Genomic DNA, 18328 nt, shown 5'->3' with positions numbered 1-18328 from the left:
TTGGCCCTTACCAGTGCAATGTGGGCAAAAGGTGACAGGTTTTTTAGTCAAACCTAACGCATTTCGGTGGGCGCATCGGCCCCGATCAGCATCAGGCCGGACGTCAAAACGTCCGAAACAGCCTGCACCAGCCCTAGTCTGGCATGCGTCAATTGTCGGTCGTTAACCTTAACAAAACGTAAGTCCGGATTCTCGGTCCCGCGGTTCCAATGTCCGTGGAAGCTGGAGGCGAGATCGTAGAGGTAGAATGCCAGTCGGTGCGGCTCGAGCGCAAGTGCCGCCGATTCAATCAGCCGCGGATATTCGGCAAGCTTCCTGATCAGGCCGATCTCGCCTTCGTCGGTCAGCGAAGCGGTGGCGGCGGCCAGCCTATTGCGGTCGAAATTGGCCTCGCCCAACTGTTCGCTCGCCTGCCGGAACACCGAATGGCAGCGCGCCGAAGCGTACTGCACGTAGAACACCGGATTGTCCTTCGACTGCTCGGTCACCTTGGCGAAGTCGAAATCGAGCGGCGCATCGTTCTTGCGGTAGAGCATCATAAAGCGGATCGGATCGCGGCCGACTTCCTCCACCACTTCGCGCAGCGTCACAAAATCGCCCGACCGCTTCGACATGCGCACCGGTTCGCCCTCGCGAAAAAGCCTCACCAGTTGGCAAAGCAGCACTGAAAGCTTCACCTCGTCGCCGGAAATCGCCCGGGCGAGCGCTTCCAGGCGCTTCACATAGCCGCCATGATCGGCGCCAAGCACATAGATCAGCTCGACGAAACCGCGATCGACCTTGTCCTTCAAATAGGCGACGTCCGCGGCAAAATAGGTGAAGGTGCCGTCCGACTTGACCAGCGCCCGGTCCATGTCGTCGCCGACCGCAGTCGAGCGGAACAGCGTCTGCTCGCGATCCTCCCAGTCGTCCGGCTTCTCGCCCTTGGGCGGCGGCAGCTTGCCCTTGTAGATATGGCCCTTGAGCGTCAGGTCGTTGATGGCCGAACGGATTTTCCGGGCGTTGTCGGCGTGCAGCGTGCGCTCCGAGAAAAAGACGTCGTGATGCACATTGAGCAGCGCCAGATCCTCGCGGATCATGGCCATCATCGCATCGATCGTCCTGTCCTTGACGATGGCAAGCGCTTCCTCGTCGGACATCTGCAGCAGGGAGCGGTCGAATTCGCTGGCCAGCGCCTGGCCGACCGGCACCAGATAGTCGCCCGGATAGAGCCCGGCCGGAATCTCGCCGATGTCGTCGCCGAGCGCCTCGCGGTAACGCAGCATGACCGAGCGGCCGAGCACGTCGATCTGCGAACCAGCATCGTTGATGACATATTCCTTGGTCACGTCATAACCGGCGAAGGCCATCAGATTGGCGAGCGCATCACCCACCACGGCGCCACGACAATGGCCGACATGCATCGGTCCGGTAGGGTTAGCCGAGACATATTCGACATTGGCTTTCTTGCCGCCGCCGACCGTCGAGCGGCCGTAATCGCGGCCTTCGCCGAGCAGCACAGTCAGATGCAACTGCCAGAACGCGTCCTTGAGCCTGAGATTGACGAAGCCTGGACCGGCAACGTCCGCAGCGGCGATGTCGATGTCGGCGCGCAGCGCCTGCGCCAGCCTTTCAGCCAGTGCGCGTGGGGGCTGGCCGGTCGGCTTGGCCAGCACCATTGCCGCATTGGTCGCCAGGTCGCCATGGCTGGCGTCGCGCGGCGGCTCGACGGCGATGCGCGACAGATCAGGTGAGGCGCCCTCACTGTCCTTCAGATCAAGTGCTTCGACAGCTCTTGCGACTCGCGCGGTGAAATCGGCGAAGATGTTCATTGGTGTGGCTCTGGCGGCTTTTAAGGGAAGCCGGCTCGTTGGCCGGCAAAATCGTGCCCGCCCTAGCTCAAATCCGGCGTATGGTCAAACAAACGGCGGTGTTCCTTCAAAGCGTAAGTATCCGTCATGCCCGCCAGGAAATCGGCAACGCCCCGTGCCTTGATACGGTCCTCGGCCCGGTCGAGCCCTTCGCGCCAGCCATCGGGCATGGCGCGCGGATCGGCGAAATAGACATCGAACAGGTCCTTGACGATCTGCTCGGCATCGACGCGCACACGCATCACCTCGCTGTGCCGGTAGAGGTGCTTGTAGAGAAAGGCCTTCAATTGCTTTTCGAGCGCGGCCATTTCGGTGGAAAAACCCACCATTGTCTCGCCCGCCCCCTTCACCGCTTCGGCGCTTTGCGGCTTGATGCGCGCCAGGTTCGCGTTCGTCGACACGATGACGTCCTCGACCATGATCGTGATCTGGCGGCGCATGAGTTCGTGCCCCGTCCTGACATCGTCCAGGGCCGGATAGCGCTGGCGCACGCCTTCCAGGATCGACCCCGGCAGCGAAACGTCTCCCAGCATGTCCAGCGTCAGGAAACCGGACCTCAGCCCATCGTCGATGTCATGGGTGTTATAGGCGATATCGTCGGCGATCGCCGCGCATTGCGCCTCGATGCCGGCGAAGCGGTCGAGTTCGAGGTCGTGCAACGCTGAATAGTCGCGGATCGCTTGCGGCACCGGCCCTTTGAGGCCTTTCCCCTGGGCATCGGTCAATGGCCCGTTATGCTTGACCAGACCCTCAAGCGTTTCCCAGGTGAGGTTCAGCCCGTCGAACTCGGCGTAGCGCCGTTCCAGTCGCGTTACCACGCGCAGCGACTGCGCATTGTGGTCGAAGCCGCCCCATTTGACCATCTTCTCGTTCAGCGCCTCTTCGCCGGTATGGCCGAAGGGCGTGTGGCCGAAATCGTGCACCAACGCCACGGCCTCGGCCAGATCCTCGTCGCCGCGCAACGCCCGCGCCAGGGCGCGTGCGATCTGCGCCACCTCGATCGAATGCGTCAGCCGGGTGCGATAGTGGTCGCTCTCATGCGCGACGAACACTTGCGTCTTATGCTTCAGCCGGCGGAATGCTGTCGAATGGATGATGCGGTCGCGGTCGCGCTGGAACGGCGTACGGGTCGGGCTTTCCACCTCATCGAACAAACGCCCGCGCGACTTGGCCGGATCGCTGGCATAGGCCGCACGCGGCCGGTAGCCGAATCCGATTTCGCCCAACTCGTTGGTCATGGCCCCCAACTCATTGCCATGGGCTTTGCCGCAGTTGACTTGCCCCCTCGCGCTTCATACCTATCATATGCAACTGAAAGCAAGGTGACGCCGATGGGCGCTGATGCCAAGACTGCCATGAAAGTCGAGATGACCGACGCTGCCGCCAGGCGGATCGCCAAGATTGTCTCTGGCGAAGCCGGCAAGACGGCGCTGCGCGTTTCAGTCGAAGGCGGCGGCTGTTCCGGCTTTTCCTACAAGTTCGACCTGGTCGACACGCGCAACGATGACGACGTCGCCATCGAGAAGGACGGCGCCACCGTGCTGATCGACGACCTCTCGCTGGTCTATATGGGTGGCTCGGTGATCGATTTCGTCGACGATCTGATGGGCCAGTCGTTCCAGATCAGGAATCCGAATGCGGTCGCCTCCTGCGGCTGCGGCACGAGCTTTAGCATTTGAAGATATGAAGACGCTTCTCGAAGGCAACGAGGATCCGGTTATGGTCCTTGTCGCTCGCGGGATGAACGCGATTTCCGATGCGGATATCGTTGACTGGGCAAGCCGTCACACGGCGCCGCTGAGCTATGCCTATGACAGCGACTATCTCCAACTGGTGCGATGCAACCCGAGAAATGCCTTAGCTCTCGGAAAAGCGCATAGTCATCTGACGTCATTGGTCGCGCGACGGTTTCCTAATTTCAACGACAGGTCTGCAGAAGCCGGTGATATAGCGCGCAAGCTGTTCTTGCGGCGTATCCGCACCTACCTCCATAGCGACATCGAACCGCTCCAGATTTGCCGCATGGTCTCTCCCATCGAGGAAAAATACGACTATCCGCACTGGCTCGGCAGCCTCTACGACGCTTGTGACTGGATGGACGAACGCACAACGCGCGACCAGGCATTGCATCTCAGGGACGAGATCGAGCAGATACTCTCTGACAATGGCGTGAGCCTGCTTCCCGGAAATGAGGAATGAGCGGCATCGGCGCGGTCCGTCAGGTCGCGCTCTCGGCCGGGCGCGATCTTGACGCGACGTTGGCCTTCTGGCGCGACGTGCTCGGTTTGGCCGTTCACGCCCGCTACGATCCGCCCGGCATCGCCTTCATCATGGCCGGCGGCGTGCGCCTGTTGTTCACCGATGGTGTGCCGGCCGGCACCGTCTATCTCGACATAGCGGGCCTTGACGATTTCCACGCCTCGGCAAAAGCCGCCGGCGTTCCCTTCACCGCGCCGCCGATGCTCGTCCACCGCGACACCGAAGGCCTGTTCGGCGCGGCGGGGGAAAGCGAATGGATGGCCTTCCTTAAGGACCCCGCAGGCAATACGATCGGCCTTGTCGAACGCCAGATGCCGCAACCGCAATGAGGCCGTCATGAAAATCGTCACCTGGAACATCAACGGCGTCCGCGCCCGGCTCGGCAATCTCACCCATTGGCTGAGCGAAAGCGCACCTGACATCGCCTGCCTGCAGGAGATCAAGACGGTCGACGAGCAGTTTCCGCGCGCCGAGGTCGAGGCGCTCGGCTACAATGTCGAAACCCATGGCCAGAAAGGTTTCAATGGCGTCGCCATCCTGTCGAAGCTGCGCTTCGACGAAGTTATCAGGGGCTTGCCGGGTGACGACACCGACGAGCAGGCGCGTTTCATCGAGGGCGTGTTCTCGACCGACAAGGGCGCGTTGCGCGTTGCCTCGCTCTACTTGCCGAACGGCAACCCGATCAATGACGAGAAGAAGTTCTCCTACAAGCTTTCCTGGATGGCGCGGCTGGAGCGCTGGGCCGAGGAACGGCTCATGCTCGAAGAGGCGCTGGTGCTGGCCGGGGATTACAATGTCATCCCCGAATACATCGACGCGAAATTCCCGGAGAACTGGCTGAGCGACGCGCTGTTCCAGCCGCAGACGAGGCAGGCGTTCCGCCGGCTGAAGAATCTCGGCTTCACCGAAGCTGTGCGCGCGGTCACCGACGCGCCGGACATCTTTACTTTCTGGGATTATCAGGCCGGCGCCTGGCAGAAGAACAACGGCATCCGCATCGATCACCTGCTGCTCTCGCCGGAAGCCGCCAACCGTTTTTCCTCAGCCTCGATCGAAAAGCACGTGCGCGCCTGGGAAAAACCCTCCGACCATGTGCCGGTGGCCGTCGAACTGGCTTTCGCGCCAATCTGATCATTTCGGGGCACGGACCGCCGGATTCCCGGTTGATGGACCGTCATATCGCCACAATCGGGGTTTCCGCTGCAATCCGGGTTCGGCCGGGGTTCAAGATGACGATCAGATTTGCGCTTTGCCCATGTGCCGCCGCGCTCGCCCTCGCGGCGACGCCGGCGTTTGCCGATCCTGAATGCCTGGCCAACGGAAAATCATTCCAGATCGGCCAGGTCGCCTGTCTGACGCTGTCCGGCCGGAGCCACCTCGCCCGCTGCGATATGGTGCTCAACAACACGTCATGGACAAAGATTCGGGACGAATGCCCGCGAACGACGCCGGCGCCGTCGGCCACGCCAATTTCAACACCTGAGTCCGGTCTCGTTCCGACGCAACCCACCGAGAACTGATCTTCCGACTTGATTTTTCGAAGTAGCCAGTCCTCCGACTTATTGCCTTCCTCACTATCGGCTTCGTGGCTACTGGCTTCTTGGCTACTGGTCGCCGCCGCCCTTGGTGAGGATGTCGTCGGCCAGCGAAATCGCGGTGCGGCGGTCGGCCTCGCCCGCGGCGGCAAACGCCTCTTCCTGCATGCCGCGTATCCATGGCTGGTCGGAAGGTGAGGCCCGTTCGAGCGCCGCGGTCATCATCGCCAGCCCCCGAACGATCTTACCGCTCTGGAAAAGCAGATGGCCGAGCGTTGCCTGCGCGCCGGCATGGCCCTTTTCCGCGGCGAGTTGGAACCAGCGTCCGGCCTGCTTGATGCTGGCCTTGACGCCGCCCTTGCCATTCAGGAAGATCTGGCCCATCTCGAACTGGGCATTCGGGTTGCGGTAATTGGCGGCGGCGCGCATGTAATATTCCTGGGCCGCCACCTCGTTCTCTGTGATAGGGCTGCCGGGGATGCCCTTCCTCAAATAGTCGCCGAGCGCCACGAGCGCGTCCGACACATAGCTCTCTTCCGGCGAACCGGGCTCGACGTCCTGGTCGGCAATCTCGCTGAAGAACTTGAACGCCGCGTAGTCGTCGCGCTCCACGCCGTCACCCTCGGCATACATACGCGCAAGCTTCCAGGTGGCGCCGATCTGGCCGTTTTCGGCCGCGTATTTGTAGGCCTCCGCGGCCTGTTCCTTGCGGCCGTTCTTATAGGCGGAGAAGCCGAACTGAAACACCGCCCACGGGCTGGACTGCGGCTTCACGCCGGTCTTGTCGTCGAACACCTTGTCGTCGAAGGCCATGGCCTGGCCCGCGGCGCCCAAGGTCGCGCCAAAAGCAGCGATAGCGACCAGTGCCGAAAAGACAGACAACCTCAGCAACTCAGATATCCGCATAACAATGTGTTTCTTTCGCACCACCGGGATGGGTGACCGCGCCGTCGCGGGCAGGCCCTACCGTTTGTGCATATTTCCAGATCGCGCCCGACTGATAGTCGGTCGCGCGGGCCTTCCAGGCCTTTGCCCTAGCCGCCAGTTCGGTGTCGGACAGCGCCACCTCGATCGTGCCGTTCACCGCGTCGATCGAGATCAAATCGCCATCCCTGAGCAGCCCGATCGGACCACCCACGGCGGCTTCCGGCCCGACATGGCCGATGCAGAAGCCGCGTGTCGCGCCCGAAAAACGTCCGTCGGTGATGAGAGCCACCTTGCCGCCCATGCCCTGGCCATAGAGCGCCGCCGTCGTCGATAGCATTTCGCGCATGCCCGGACCGCCGCGCGGACCCTCGTAGCGGATGACGAGGACCTCGCCTTCGCTGTAGCTGCGATCCGTAACCGCCTCGAAACATTCCTCCTCCGAATCGAAACAGCGCGCCGGACCAGAGAATTTCAGCTCCGACATGCCCGCGACCTTCACGATCGCGCCTTCGGGGGCAAGGTTTCCCTTCAAGCCCACGACGCCACCCGTATGGGTGATCGGTCGGTTGGCGGGACGGACCACATCCTGGCTATCATTCCAGGCTACGTGCTCCATATTTTCGGCTAAAGTGCGGCCGGTCACCGTCAGGCAGTCGCCGTGCAGATAGCCGTGGTCGAGCAACGTCTTCATCAAGAGCGGAATGCCGCCGGCCTCGAACATGTCCTTGGCGACATATTTGCCCCCCGGCTTCAGGTCGGCGATGTAGGGCGTCTTCTCGAAGATCCTGGCTACATCGAAGAGGTCGAACTTTATCCCGGCCTCATGCGCGATCGCGGGCAAATGCAGCGCTGCGTTGGTCGAGCCGCCGGTGGCCGAGACTACGGTCGCCGCATTCTCCAGCGCCTTCAGCGTGACGATGTCGCGCGGGCGGATATTCTTTGCGATCAGCTCCATGATCTTTTCGCCGGAGGCGAAGTTGAAGCGGTCGCGCATCTCGTAGGGCGCCGGTGCCCCGCAGGAATATGGCAGCGCCAGACCGATGGCCTCGGCGACGGTGGCCATGGTGTTGGCGGTGAACTGGGCGCCGCAAGAGCCGGCCGACGGACAAGCGGCTTGTTCGATTTCGAGGAGCTCGGCGTCGCCGATCGTGCCGACCGAGTGCTGGCCGACGGCCTCGAACACATCCTGCACGGTGATCTGCCGGCCCTTGTAGGAACCGGGCAGTATCGAGCCGCCATAGATGAAGATCGACGGCACGTTGAGCCGCACCATGGCCATCATCATGCCGGGCAGCGACTTGTCGCAACCGGCAAGGCCGACCAGCGCATCGTAGCAATGGCCGCGCATGGTGAGTTCGACCGAATCGGCTATGACCTCGCGCGACACCAGTGACGATTTCATGCCCTGGTGGCCCATGGCGATGCCGTCCGTGACGGTGATGGTGCAGAATTCGCGCGGCGTGCCGTTCGCCGCGGCGACGCCCTTCTTGACCACCTGCGCCTGGCGCATCAGCGAGATGTTGCACGGTGCCGCCTCGTTCCAGCAGCTCGCGACACCGACCAGCGGCTGCGCGATCTCGGCCGCCGACAATCCCATCGCATAGAGATAGGAGCGGTGGGGCGCGCGCGCCGGACCGACGGTCACATAGCGGCTGGGCAGCTTGGCCTTGGAGATGACTCTGGCGTTCATACTCTTCCTTGCCGCGGGCGGTGCGACCTGCCCCATTGCCGAGCCTCTTTGGGCACGTGTTCCGGGACAAATTCGAGTGCGCCGGGTTTATGGCGGGAAATAGGCAATCTCCCCGGGCGTCCTTGTGGTGCGAGGGTTGCTCAGAAACTGTTGCCAAAACGTCACAATCGCGGGAGGCAGAGGGGTGCCGCGTTTTTGTAACCCCGCCTGCATGTCAGGAAGCCGCTCGAACAAAAAAGCCGGGCAATGCCCGGCCTTTGTGCTATTGAAAACTTATGTTTAGAACTTGACCTTAACGGAAGCTGAGCCGGCAAGGAGCAGATCGTCGTCGTATGTGTAGGTGATGGCATTTGCCGTGTCGCCAACACCGGTGAAGGTCGACGACCCACCGGTCAGAACACCGATCGAACCACCAAGTCTGACCTCGATCTTGTCGTTCGGCGAATAAGAAATGCCGCTGGCCACGGACCAAGTGTCCGACTGATAGCCGGAGGTCGTCGAGGTTCCACGATCCCAGGTCAGCGAAACCGCGCCAGACAATTGGTCGGAAAACTTGTGAGCTATGCCACCCGAAACCGTCCAGCCGTCGCGATAAAGCAGGTCGAAAGAAACGGGCGAGGGAGCGCCGGTCACCGGACTGCGCACGCCATTGATGGGAATGACGCCAAGCCTGCTCCATTCCTGCCAGCGGATGGAACCAAAGGCCAGCCAGCCAGGCGCTATACCGCTCTGCAGCTTAAGTTCCACAGCTTGGGGTATCTCGGCCGAGGCGGAGACAGGGAAGACCCCGGTAGCGCCTGGAATCAGGTCCGCCGGAAAGGCGCCCCTAAAACCGGTGGTGTCGACAGTTCCCGACAGCTCGTCATATTTGTAGCTCGAAGAGTACATCAGGCTTCCGCGCAAGGCGATTTCGGGAATTTCATAGGCGGCACCAACACGCCAGCCCCACGCCTCGTCAGAAAGCTTGAACTCGCCGATGCCGGTATTGCCGAAGGCCAGCAGTGTCTGGCGGGACAGAAACGCATCGACCTCCTGGTAGGAGACGCCGCCGATGAACCGCATGGAGCCCTTGCCGACATTTACCTTGTAGGAGCAGGTAAGGCCGAAATCATTTGTTTTGACGAAGTATTCAACCGCCGTTGGCGAATAGGCGTTGTTCATTCCGAAGTCTGCCTCCGCACCATACGGTTCCGTATAGGTGGCAAGGCAATCCACCGGTTCAAAGATGTTGGCCTTGATACCGATGCGCGGCACCGCATAGTCGCCACCAACATCCACTGATGAAGACGACAACGCAACCGGGTTCGGCGGGGAATCCAAGCGCTGCACATTCTTCAATTTGCGCTGTGGCGAAACATATGTGACGCCAGCATCGAACGAATATGGCGCGGCATCAAACAACTGGTCGATGTTGACACCGCCCCGGTCGAAGCCGCCGGCGTTCGCAACGCCCGAAGTCAATAGAGAAAAGCACCCCGCCCCCAGCAGCGCTTTCCGACGCAAATTGTTCATGAATCTCCTCCCGAATACGAATGCGATTAAGCTAGAACCAATTCAGGTTAACGGCGCAACAATGAATTCCCGATGCGGTACATGTACACCTTCGCCGACGCATTTTAGACAAAGTGACAGCTTTCGCCGCAAAGCCGGAAAACGGCCCGTTTGGTTGCAAATCGACAAAAAATTCAGAAAACTCGCGTGGAACGACGCCAAAACGGCCGGTTTTGCGAAGACAAGGCCACGTTGTTACATTATGGCAACAATGGGGCTAAAACATTCCGTTTACGTCAAGATTTACGCTGCGGAATGCCTATTTCGCGTCAGGAAGCCGTCCGAAAAGCAAGGTCGCAGGACTCGCGAATCCTGAGCATCGGACCCAAAAGCGGAAGCGGGTTTTGGTCAATCCGAACCTCAGCCAATTCGATTCTCAAACACCAGAATAAGTCAACCGGCTTCGCGCACTCGTGTCAGCGCCACCGAAAGCTTTTCTTGCGCCTCGCGATACTCGGCGAGTTTTTCGCGCTCGGCTTCCACGACATCTTCCGGCGCGTTGGCGATGAATTTCTCGTTGGACAGCTTCTTGTGCAGGCGGGCGATCTCTTCGGTCACCTTGACCAGTTCCTTCTGCAGCCGCGCCGCCTCGGCGGTAAGGTCGATCAGGCTGCCGAGCGGCAGACAGATGGTCGCCTCGTTGAGCACGATCTGGGCGGAGCCCTTAGGCGCCGTATCGACCAGCGAGATGTCGCCGACCCGCGCCAGTCGCTTGATGGCCGATGCCTGGCGCTCAAGCCTTTCATGGGTCGCGGTATTGGCGCCGATCACCATCAGGGGCGCGATCGCGGCCGGCGGCACATTCATTTCCGAGCGCACGGAGCGGATGCCTGAGACGAGCTCGACCAGCCAGTTGATGTCGGCGGCCGCTGCCTCATCCTCAAAGTCTGGCGACGGCCACGCGGCATGGCAAAGCAGCGACGGCCGTTCCTTGCCCTCGCCGGCGGTCTCAGCCCACAGCTCTTCGGTCATGAATGGCATCATCGGATGCAGCAGCTTATAGATCTCGTCGAGCACGAAGGCGACACAAGCCCGGCTTTCGGCCTTGGCAGCCTCGTCCGGACCTGTGAACACCGGCTTCAGCAGTTCCAGATACCAGTCGCAGAACAAGTTCCACACGAAGCGGTAGGCCGCACCTGCAGCCTCGTTGAACCGGTATGAGGTGATTCCTTCGGTGATTTCGCGCGCGGCGCGTGTCAGTTCGGTCAGGATCCAGCGGTTGACCGCCAGCTTGGCGTCGTTCAGCCAGAACTCGTCGTTCCTCGCGACGTCGTTCATCTCGGCAAAGCGCGTCGCGTTCCACAGCTTGGTGCCGAAGTTGCGGTAGCCGGCGATGCGGGCCGGATCGAGCTTCACGTCGCGTCCTTGCGCGGCCATAACCGTCAGCGTGAAGCGCAGCGCGTCGGCGCCATATTCGTCGATGAGATCGAGCGGGTCGATGACGTTGCCTTTCGACTTCGACATCTTCTGCCCGTTCTTGTCGCGCACCAGCGCATGGACATAGACGGTGTGGAACGGCTCTTCGTCCATGAAGTGCAGGCCCATCATCATCATGCGGGCGACCCAGAAGAAGATGATGTCGAAGCCGGTCACCAGCACGTCGGTCTGGTAGTAGGTTTTCAGCTCCGGCGTCTGGTCCGGCCAGCCAAGCGTCGAGAACGGCCACAGCGCCGACGAGAACCATGTGTCGAGCACATCCTCGTCGCGGGTCAGGATCTCGCCCGGCTTGAAGTTCTCGAGCTTGTCCTCAACCCAGGCCTTCCATGGCCCTTCCAGCGCCAGATAATATTCGACGGCGGCTGCGAGCGCCTCCTCCTCGGTCTTCTCGACGAAGACGCGTCCATCCGGTCCGTACCAGGCCGGGATCTGGTGACCCCACCAGAGCTGGCGCGAAATGCACCAGGGCTGGATGTTCTCCATCCAGTCGAAATAGGTCTTTTCCCAGTTTTTCGGCACGAAATTGGTACGGCCCTCGCGCACCGCACGAATAGCCGGTTTGGCGAGCTCCGCCGCGTTCGCATACCATTGTTCGGTCAGGAACGGTTCGATCGGCACGCCGCCGCGATCGCCATGCGGCACGGCATGGCGATGCGGCTCGACCTTTTCGAGGAAACCGCCCGCCACCATCAGCTCGACGATCTTTTTGCGCGCGACGAAACGATCGAGGCCGTTGAGTTCATCCCAGACGGCCTGGCGCTCGGGCGTCACCTCCAGCCCGGCGAGAAAGTCGTCATTTTCCGTGAGGGTGACCGCCGCCTCTACGGTGAGGACATTGATCGCCGTCAGCTTATGGCGCCTGCCGACCTCGAAGTCGTTGAAGTCATGCGCCGGCGTGATCTTGACCGCGCCGCTGCCTTTCTCCGGATCGGAATATTGGTCCGCCACCACCGGGATATTGCGGCCGACGATCGGCAGGACGAGGTTCTTGCCGACCAGATGCCGAAAACGCTCGTCGTCGGGATGCACCGCCACCGCCGTATCGCCCAGCATCGTCTCGGGGCGTGTCGTTGCCACGGTGATGAAGGTTTTAGGATTTTCCGGATCGAAAACCTCGCCCTCGACGGGGTAGCGGAAATGCCAGAGGTTGCCGTTGACCTCCTGCTGTTCGACCTCGAGGTCGGAAATCGCAGTCAAGAGCTTCGGGTCCCAGTTGACAAGGCGCTTGTCCTTGTAGATCAGGCCTTCCTTGTAGAGCGTGACGAACACTTCGAGCACCGCCTTGGATAGGCCCTCGTCCATGGTGAAACGTTCTCGGCTCCAGTCGGCCGAGGCCCCCAGCCGCTTCAACTGGTTGAAGATCGCGCCGCCGGATTCAGCCTTCCACTCCCAGACTTTCTCGATGAACTCGTCGCGCGTCAGGTCGCGGCGGTGGATCTGCTTCTCCATAAGCTGGCGCTCGACCACCATCTGCGTAGCGATGCCGGCGTGATCCATGCCGGGCTGCCACAGCACGTTCTTGCCGCGCATGCGCTCGAAGCGCACCAGAATGTCCTGCAGCGTGTTGTTGAGCGCATGGCCCATATGCAGCGAGCCGGTGACGTTCGGTGGCGGGATGACGATGGTGAAGGCTTCCGCACCCTCCTCGGCGCCCGCGCCAGCACGAAACGCGTCGGCCTCCTCCCAGATTTTGGCGATCTTCGGCTCGACGATTTTAGCGTCGTAGGTTTTTTCGAGCATAGGGAAATGGTCCGAGCTGTCGGGTTTTTGCTGGTCCGGTGTAAATCGGAAGGTCTTGGCCAAGTCAACCGCGAGGCGGCAGGCGAGCGGGCTCGCCTGCCATACAGATAGATCTGACAAGATCACAGGCAATGCCACTGCCGAGGCCGTAGGCATTAAATCGCACATCAACAAAACGCCGCCAGCGGCGGCGTTCCCCATCCGCCAACCGTCGGAATTGTTACTGCGCGCCGCGCGCTACGCGCTCGATTTCCTCGCGCACCAGCCGCTCGACCAGCGTCGGCAGATTGTTGTCCAGCCAGTCCTGCAGCATGGGCCTGAGCATCTCCTCGGCCATCTCGTCGAAGGTTTTCTTGCTGCGGCTGGCGAACGCATCGGAAAGCTCGCCGAAGGCGGCGGCGACCTGCCGGCCCGTATGTTCGGAAAGGATCGCCGGACGAGTGGACGGTGCCTCGCTTGTCGCAGGGCGCGCCAACCCGCTTCGCGGCGGGGCCGGCTCGAAAGCAGATTCGGCCGCGTCCTCGAAAACCTCGGCCTTCGGTTCGGCGTCCGGCGTTCGTCGCACCTCGGCCCTGTCCGGCTTGGCCGCGGTCATCGTTTCGCCGACGGCGGCGATCTCACGTCGCCAATCGGCAACAATGCTGTCGGTCGTCTCGGCAACCCTTGCCGTCGCAGGCATATCCAACTCCGGCTTGGCGGCCGGGCCCGGCTCGGCCGCGACCCTGGCACCAGCAAGCGTCACGGGCGCTTTGACCGGAGTCGGGTCGGAACGCAGCGGCGGCTCCATACGTGCGATGACAGGCTCGGCGGCCGACCGTGGCGCCTGCACCTCGGTCAGCGTGACCGGCCTCCTGGCGTCGAATCCCGGACGCAACTCGGCGCGAAACGCACCCGCCTCCGGCGGCGCCACGCCTACCGCCGGCGGCGCCTCGCCTGCCGCCGGCGGCGCCTCGCCTGCCGCCGGTGGCGCCCCGCCTACCGCCGGTGCCGGCACGGCAACCGACGCTAAATCCTGCAGCAGGTCGTCCGCTTCGTCCGGCTGCTTGCGGCCGGTATCGTTGTCCTCGATGATCCTCCTGATGGAAGCCAGTATCTCCTCCATGGAAGGTTCGCGCTGTACGCTGCTTGCTGTCGCCATCGTCACATCCGCCGCCCTTGTGACTCGTTGCAGATTTCCAGTCCGGCCAAAGCCGGATTCGAATCATGGCAACAGCGTAACCGACGGATCGCCTTACGAGAATCCCCAATCTGAGGGGGCGTTGGATTTCAACAGATTAGAGCCCGCGCGTTCCTTTGAACGGCGGGCTCTAATGCCTTGAAACTGGACGGAATTGAAACTGGTGGAGCGATCAGCGGCCGTCTGGCGTGCGCAGGCCGATCCACTTGTCCTTGACCGCATTGTAATGCTCTTCGGGCCTGTATTTCGTCACCTGAAGGGCGAGACGATCGACCGAAAGACGACCTATCGCCGAGAGGATGGCATAGCTCGCCACCACCAAATCGCGTTCGGAACTGGCCTGGTTGATCTTGGCGGTGATGAGGGTGGCTTGGGCGTTGAGAACGTCGAGCGTGGTGCGCTGGCCGACATTGCGCTCCTCGATGACGCCGCTCAAGGCAAGCTGCGCGGCGGCGATCACCTGCCTGTTGGCCACCACGGTTTGCTGGGCGGCGATATATTGCGTCCATGCCGAGGTCACGGCTTGCCGTACGGTGTCGCGGCTCACATCGACCTCGATCCGGGCCTGGCTGAGCGATTCCTTGTTCTGACGCACTATCGCCGACGTGCGCCCGCCCGAATAGATCGGTATAGTCAACGTGGCACCGATGCTGGCCGAATTGGTTGTGCCATCCTGCCCCGTATCGGCAGAGCCCGGGGCCGTTCTGCGATAGGCGCTGGAAACGCCGGCGGAAGCCGAAAGCTGCGGCAGCAGCGCGCCTTCGGCCGATTTCACCCCAAACGCCGCCGCGTCGACCAGATGCTGGGTGGCGAGGATGGCCGGGTGCTCGCTGGATGCAATCGCGATCGCCGCATCGAGGTTCGACGGCAACAGCTTCGACAACGGCGAAGCGCCCCTGAGCCTGCCTGGCTCGTCCCCGACGATCTGGCGATAGGTCGCAGCGCTTGCCAGCGCCTGGGCGCGGGCGGCGGCCAGTTCCGCCACGGCAGAGGAGCGCTCGGCATCGGCCTGTGCCACGTCGGTGCGGGTGCCTTCGCCGACGTCGAAGCGCGAGCGCGCGGCGCGCGCCTGCTCGGTCAGGAACTGCAGGTTCTGCTCCGTCAGCACCGCGACTTGCCGGTCGCGAATCACGTCCATGTAGGCGCTTGCCGCGTTGAACAGAATGTTCTCTTCGGTGTTGCGCAGGCTCTCGACCGATGCGCGGACCTGCGATTCGGCGGCAGCGACGTTGTTCCTGGTCTGAAAGCCGTCGAACAGAGTCTGGTCGATCTGGACGCCGAAGTTGCCAGTGGTCAACGAGATGCTTCGGTTCGACCCGGGGCCATCGCTACGGGCATCGAAATGGCTTCTGGAGAAGTCGATGTCCGCAGAACCGGTGATGGTCGGGCGCCACCCCGACTTGGCAATGGCGACGCCCTCATCGGTGACACGGACGCCGGCACGAGCCGAATTGAGCTGGGAATTGTTCTGGTAGGCTTTTGAAAGTGCACCGAGAATAGTTTCCGCCGAGGCGGCCAGCGGAGAAAGCGCGGTCGCCGAAACGAGGACGGCGGCAAAAAGGCTCTTGCGTAAAGACGGCACGTTATTCCCTCATTCGTTTTGCATGGGAACCACACCGCGCCGGCTTCCCCCATTTGAGCAGCCGGCGCGGTGTGTTTCAGGTTCCCTGCTGTCAGCCCCCAAAAGAACACCCCGGTTATGCGGATCAGCAACGATTGTTCAAGCGCAAGCGAACATGACAACGCCTTTGCTGCAAGCCAAAATCATTCAGAACTCAAACGCACGAATACGTTCGAATCCCGGTAGTGGCTTAATTGCCGCATTAAATGCGCCTCTTCCGGCTACAACCCCCCCTGTTTTCAGAAACAATCGGGCCACACCCGAATTCCCCTGCCCTTCGACGGCGACGAGCCGACCGCCTTCCGCAAGCTGGTTGAGCAGTGACTCCGGCACTTTCTCCACGCTGCCGCCGATGAAAATGACATCGTAGGGTGCTCCCGCGGCATGGCCTTCCGGCAGCGGTCCCGTGACCACGCTGACATTGTCGCAGCCAAGCGCCGAAAGAGTCGACATGGCGGTCTCGGCCAATGCCGGATCGCTTTCCAGCGCAACGACGGACTTTGCCAGCCGCGACAGGATCGCCGCCGCATACCCGGTGCCGCAGCCGACATCGAGCGCCGAATCGCCAGGGCCGATTTCGGCCAGCTGCATCAGCTTGGCCAGCGGCGAAGGCTCCATGAGGTAGCGGGGGCCATCCGCTGCATTGGCAATGCGGATGTCTTCGTCGATATAGGCTAGATCGCGCTGGCCGGGGGCAACAAAGGCCTCGCGCGGCACGACAAGCAGCGCCTCGAGCAGCGGCGCGCTGGTCACGTCGGTGGTGCGGATCTGGCCGTCGACCATCTTCACCCGACGTTCGGCAAAATCAGCGCTCATGTTCCAACCAATCCGCCCAAAACCAATCTGCTTGCCGCGCCAAGACCGCGGCTCATTTCGACCGGAACTCAAGCCCCCTGGCGCTGGTGCGCGGGAGCTTGGGCATTTGGAGGCCTCGCCCGGAATCGAACCGGGGTGCAAGGATTTGCAGTCCTCTGCGTAACCACTCCGCCACGAGGCCTCATTGCTCCCGGCGTTCCACCCGGTTCCAATAGGTTGCGGCGAAAATGCCGTCAAGCGGCCATGGTGCATTCCGGACGGTTTCCCCTCGACCATGATTCCACGCATCGCGTCGTCGACACGCATGCTGCAATCAAAATATTAGTTAACTGTTAAGTACGGAGTTTTGCAAAGGGAAGCCCGGGGCCTGGACCTCACGTCGGGTAAGCAGAAGGTCCGCCGTTTTGAAGGAGTTGCAAGGGCCGGAAAAAAGCGCGCCCGGCATCAGCCGGGCTGAGTCGAGCCGGAAAGACCGCCCCTTCACAGAGGCTTGCCACGGGGTGCAAACTGTCAGTTCGGCCGCCGCCGCCGTTCCCACCACACGACAAGCCGGCGCCGGTGGCGGCGTACCAAGGCGAACTCGTAGGAGAGCACCAGCAATCCGATCGGTATCATCCAGAATCCCAGGATCGGCAGGAAGCCGAGAATGCCGCCGAAGATCAGCACGACGCCGATCGCAATCCTGAGGCCGCGCGAGCGCGGCATGGTGAACTGACGGCCGAAGACCGATATTTTCCGTGCCGGTGGATGGTTGTGGCTTGCTGCGCTCATGTCTGGTCGGTGGTCCATTCGGGCAAAGTAAAAGCACCAGCTGACGAAAAGCCGCAACCACGTTTTCGGTTCCGCGCCCCCGTCAGACGGCTCATATGAGGACGCGCGCACATGATTGCTAGAAATCGTCGCGCGAAAAAGCGCCGAAAAATACGAAATGCTTCTTTGCAAAGCCGAAACGGGTTTGCTATAGGCTGCGGCACTCACATGAGAGCCTCTGTTCCCCGGTAGCTCAGTGGTAGAGCAACCGGCTGTTAACCGGTTGGTCGCTGGTTCGAATCCGGCCCGGGGAGCCAACAATTTCAAGCTCTTAAGCTGGAAGCCTTCGCAATCGCCAAGTTGGGCGATTTGCTCCCAGGGCAACATCTGGGGCAACATTCAAAACCCGCCGATGGTTTGACAGTGCCGAGGAGTGTGACATGGACGACGGGCAGTTCGAGGAAATGTACCGGCGCAATCCGCTGAAGGCCTTTTCAATCTACACAGTGACTCAGCTCCAGTCGCTCCGGCGAATGGCTTTGGAGATCCAGGCGGCTCTAGACTAGAAGGATCCCGGCCCGGATATCATGAAGGCGTATGACTTTTTCGGTTTTGGACGTTGGGTGCTTACGAAATCATTCGAACGATGACGTAACACAAGCAATGCTTTTCGAGCAAGATCGCCTCTGAGGCCGCCGCTTTGAAAGAGCAGTTGGCCAAAGTTCGGATGCCGTTTGCCAAACAGGAAAAGTCAGCTCGTCGCGGTCCCGTCGATGGCCCTTATAACAGTCTTGTCAGTGTTGGCGGCAAATCGCTGATCTTCGAGATCGAGGGCGCGACGATCGGTTCGCGAGAACTGATGAACGAGGTGGAGGCATTTTTTGCGTGCATCCAGCCCGCAGACGTGCTCGCGAAATTCCCGGAAGGCTAACGGCCTTAAGGGCCCGGCCACCGAAGCGGCCGGGCATCGTTTCG

The 18328-nt window shown here is 61.6% G+C and carries 17 protein-coding genes and 2 tRNA genes; 8 read left to right on the top strand and 11 right to left on the bottom strand.

Annotated elements, in window-relative coordinates; all coding sequences use genetic code 11:
* Positions 1-53: 53 nt before the first annotated feature.
* A complete protein-coding gene (gene argS / locus A9K68_RS16680; RefSeq protein ID WP_065007762.1) occupies positions 54-1811 on the bottom strand; it encodes an arginine--tRNA ligase in 1758 nt (585 codons plus the stop codon).
* Positions 1812-1873: 62 nt separating this feature from the next.
* Positions 1874-3088 (bottom strand): deoxyguanosinetriphosphate triphosphohydrolase, encoded by a 1215-nt coding sequence (locus A9K68_RS16675; protein ID WP_065007761.1) that lies wholly within the window; start codon positions 3086-3088, stop codon positions 1874-1876.
* Between the two features lie 93 nt (positions 3089-3181).
* Between A9K68_RS16675 and erpA the strand changes: the two genes are divergently transcribed.
* The 5 genes from erpA to A9K68_RS16650 all read left to right on the top strand — a co-directional run bounded on the left by erpA (position 3182) and on the right by A9K68_RS16650 (position 5629).
* Entirely contained in the window at positions 3182-3529 is a 348-nt protein-coding gene (erpA, locus tag A9K68_RS16670) for an iron-sulfur cluster insertion protein ErpA (protein WP_006335221.1), read from the top strand.
* Between the two features lie 4 nt (positions 3530-3533).
* Positions 3534-4049 carry a hypothetical protein gene (locus A9K68_RS16665; RefSeq protein WP_065007760.1) on the top strand — a complete coding sequence of 172 codons (516 nt, stop codon included), beginning with the start codon at positions 3534-3536 and terminating at the stop codon, positions 4047-4049.
* Positions 4046-4438 (top strand): VOC family protein, encoded by a 393-nt coding sequence (locus A9K68_RS16660; RefSeq protein ID WP_065007759.1) that lies wholly within the window; start codon positions 4046-4048, stop codon positions 4436-4438. Before A9K68_RS16665 ends, A9K68_RS16660 begins: the two co-directional genes overlap by 4 nt.
* A 7-nt stretch (positions 4439-4445) precedes the next feature.
* Positions 4446-5240, top strand: coding sequence for an exodeoxyribonuclease III (xth, locus tag A9K68_RS16655; RefSeq protein ID WP_065007758.1), 795 nt, complete (start codon positions 4446-4448; stop codon positions 5238-5240).
* Between the two features lie 98 nt (positions 5241-5338).
* Positions 5339-5629 (top strand): hypothetical protein, encoded by a 291-nt coding sequence (locus tag A9K68_RS16650; protein WP_065007807.1) that lies wholly within the window; start codon positions 5339-5341, stop codon positions 5627-5629.
* Between the two features lie 84 nt (positions 5630-5713).
* On the opposite strand, the gene A9K68_RS16645 is transcribed toward A9K68_RS16650, so the two are convergent.
* The 9 genes from A9K68_RS16645 to A9K68_RS16605 all read right to left on the bottom strand — a co-directional run bounded on the left by A9K68_RS16645 (position 5714) and on the right by A9K68_RS16605 (position 17374).
* On the bottom strand, positions 5714-6550 hold the full coding sequence (locus tag A9K68_RS16645; RefSeq protein WP_065007757.1) for a tetratricopeptide repeat protein: 837 nt from the start codon (positions 6548-6550) through the stop codon (positions 5714-5716).
* On the bottom strand, positions 6537-8261 hold the full coding sequence (gene ilvD, locus A9K68_RS16640; RefSeq protein WP_065007806.1) for a dihydroxy-acid dehydratase: 1725 nt from the start codon (positions 8259-8261) through the stop codon (positions 6537-6539). The genes A9K68_RS16645 and ilvD overlap by 14 nt, the downstream gene beginning before the upstream one ends.
* A 279-nt stretch (positions 8262-8540) precedes the next feature.
* The gene (locus A9K68_RS16635; protein WP_065007756.1) at positions 8541-9773 is read right to left on the bottom strand and encodes an OmpP1/FadL family transporter; all 1233 of its coding nucleotides are present in this window, start codon (positions 9771-9773) and stop codon (positions 8541-8543) included.
* 432 nt (positions 9774-10205) lie between these two features.
* A complete protein-coding gene (locus A9K68_RS16630; RefSeq protein ID WP_065007755.1) occupies positions 10206-12989 on the bottom strand; it encodes a valine--tRNA ligase in 2784 nt (927 codons plus the stop codon).
* Positions 12990-13209: 220 nt separating this feature from the next.
* The gene (locus tag A9K68_RS16625) at positions 13210-14127 is read right to left on the bottom strand and encodes a PopZ family protein (protein ID WP_065007754.1); all 918 of its coding nucleotides are present in this window, start codon (positions 14125-14127) and stop codon (positions 13210-13212) included.
* 211 nt (positions 14128-14338) lie between these two features.
* Positions 14339-15748 carry a TolC family outer membrane protein gene (locus tag A9K68_RS16620; RefSeq protein ID WP_065007753.1) on the bottom strand — a complete coding sequence of 470 codons (1410 nt, stop codon included), beginning with the start codon at positions 15746-15748 and terminating at the stop codon, positions 14339-14341.
* A gap of 186 nt (positions 15749-15934) precedes the next feature.
* Positions 15935-16603 carry a protein-L-isoaspartate O-methyltransferase gene (locus A9K68_RS16615; protein ID WP_065007752.1) on the bottom strand — a complete coding sequence of 223 codons (669 nt, stop codon included), beginning with the start codon at positions 16601-16603 and terminating at the stop codon, positions 15935-15937.
* Between the two features lie 107 nt (positions 16604-16710).
* Positions 16711-16784: transfer RNA gene (locus A9K68_RS16610), tRNA-Cys, on the bottom strand.
* A gap of 329 nt (positions 16785-17113) precedes the next feature.
* The gene (locus A9K68_RS16605) at positions 17114-17374 is read right to left on the bottom strand and encodes a hypothetical protein (RefSeq protein ID WP_029353198.1); all 261 of its coding nucleotides are present in this window, start codon (positions 17372-17374) and stop codon (positions 17114-17116) included.
* 221 nt (positions 17375-17595) lie between these two features.
* Here A9K68_RS16605 and A9K68_RS16600 point away from each other — a divergent pair.
* The 3 genes from A9K68_RS16600 to A9K68_RS16595 all read left to right on the top strand — a co-directional run bounded on the left by A9K68_RS16600 (position 17596) and on the right by A9K68_RS16595 (position 18284).
* A tRNA-Asn gene (locus tag A9K68_RS16600) sits at positions 17596-17670 on the top strand.
* 123 nt (positions 17671-17793) lie between these two features.
* Positions 17794-17919 carry a hypothetical protein gene (locus tag A9K68_RS32300; protein WP_281409478.1) on the top strand — a complete coding sequence of 42 codons (126 nt, stop codon included), beginning with the start codon at positions 17794-17796 and terminating at the stop codon, positions 17917-17919.
* Positions 17920-18053: 134 nt separating this feature from the next.
* Complete coding sequence (locus A9K68_RS16595; RefSeq protein WP_156768279.1) at positions 18054-18284, top strand: hypothetical protein; 231 nt, start codon at positions 18054-18056, stop codon at positions 18282-18284.
* Positions 18285-18328 lie beyond the last annotated feature (44 nt).

This window comes from Mesorhizobium sp. AA22, assembly GCF_001672375.2.
GTDB lineage: Bacteria > Pseudomonadota > Alphaproteobacteria > Rhizobiales > Rhizobiaceae > Mesorhizobium > Mesorhizobium wenxiniae.
Note: the sequence above shows the minus strand (reverse complement) of the source record. Positions and strands in the feature narration are given on the sequence as shown.

Bases quoted from the DNA above. Each gene is read 5' to 3' on its own strand.
- xth (WP_065007758.1), top strand. From the start codon at position 4,446: ATGAAAATCGTCACCTGGAACATCAACGGCGTCCGCGCCCGGCTCGGC.
- A9K68_RS16650 (WP_065007807.1), top strand. From the start codon at position 5,339: ATGACGATCAGATTTGCGCTTTGCCCATGTGCCGCCGCGCTCGCCCTC.
- argS (WP_065007762.1), bottom strand. From the start codon at position 1,811: ATGAACATCTTCGCCGATTTCACCGCGCGAGTCGCAAGAGCTGTCGAA.
- A9K68_RS16625 (WP_065007754.1), bottom strand. From the start codon at position 14,127: ATGGCGACAGCAAGCAGCGTACAGCGCGAACCTTCCATGGAGGAGATA.
- A9K68_RS16675 (WP_065007761.1), bottom strand. From the start codon at position 3,088: ATGACCAACGAGTTGGGCGAAATCGGATTCGGCTACCGGCCGCGTGCG.
- A9K68_RS32300 (WP_281409478.1), top strand. From the start codon at position 17,794: ATGGACGACGGGCAGTTCGAGGAAATGTACCGGCGCAATCCGCTGAAG.
- A9K68_RS16665 (WP_065007760.1), top strand. From the start codon at position 3,534: ATGAAGACGCTTCTCGAAGGCAACGAGGATCCGGTTATGGTCCTTGTC.
- ilvD (WP_065007806.1), bottom strand. From the start codon at position 8,261: ATGAACGCCAGAGTCATCTCCAAGGCCAAGCTGCCCAGCCGCTATGTG.
- A9K68_RS16660 (WP_065007759.1), top strand. From the start codon at position 4,046: ATGAGCGGCATCGGCGCGGTCCGTCAGGTCGCGCTCTCGGCCGGGCGC.
- A9K68_RS16645 (WP_065007757.1), bottom strand. From the start codon at position 6,550: ATGCGGATATCTGAGTTGCTGAGGTTGTCTGTCTTTTCGGCACTGGTC.
- erpA (WP_006335221.1), top strand. From the start codon at position 3,182: ATGGGCGCTGATGCCAAGACTGCCATGAAAGTCGAGATGACCGACGCT.
- A9K68_RS16605 (WP_029353198.1), bottom strand. From the start codon at position 17,374: ATGAGCGCAGCAAGCCACAACCATCCACCGGCACGGAAAATATCGGTC.
- A9K68_RS16630 (WP_065007755.1), bottom strand. From the start codon at position 12,989: ATGCTCGAAAAAACCTACGACGCTAAAATCGTCGAGCCGAAGATCGCC.
- A9K68_RS16615 (WP_065007752.1), bottom strand. From the start codon at position 16,603: ATGAGCGCTGATTTTGCCGAACGTCGGGTGAAGATGGTCGACGGCCAG.
- A9K68_RS16635 (WP_065007756.1), bottom strand. From the start codon at position 9,773: ATGAACAATTTGCGTCGGAAAGCGCTGCTGGGGGCGGGGTGCTTTTCT.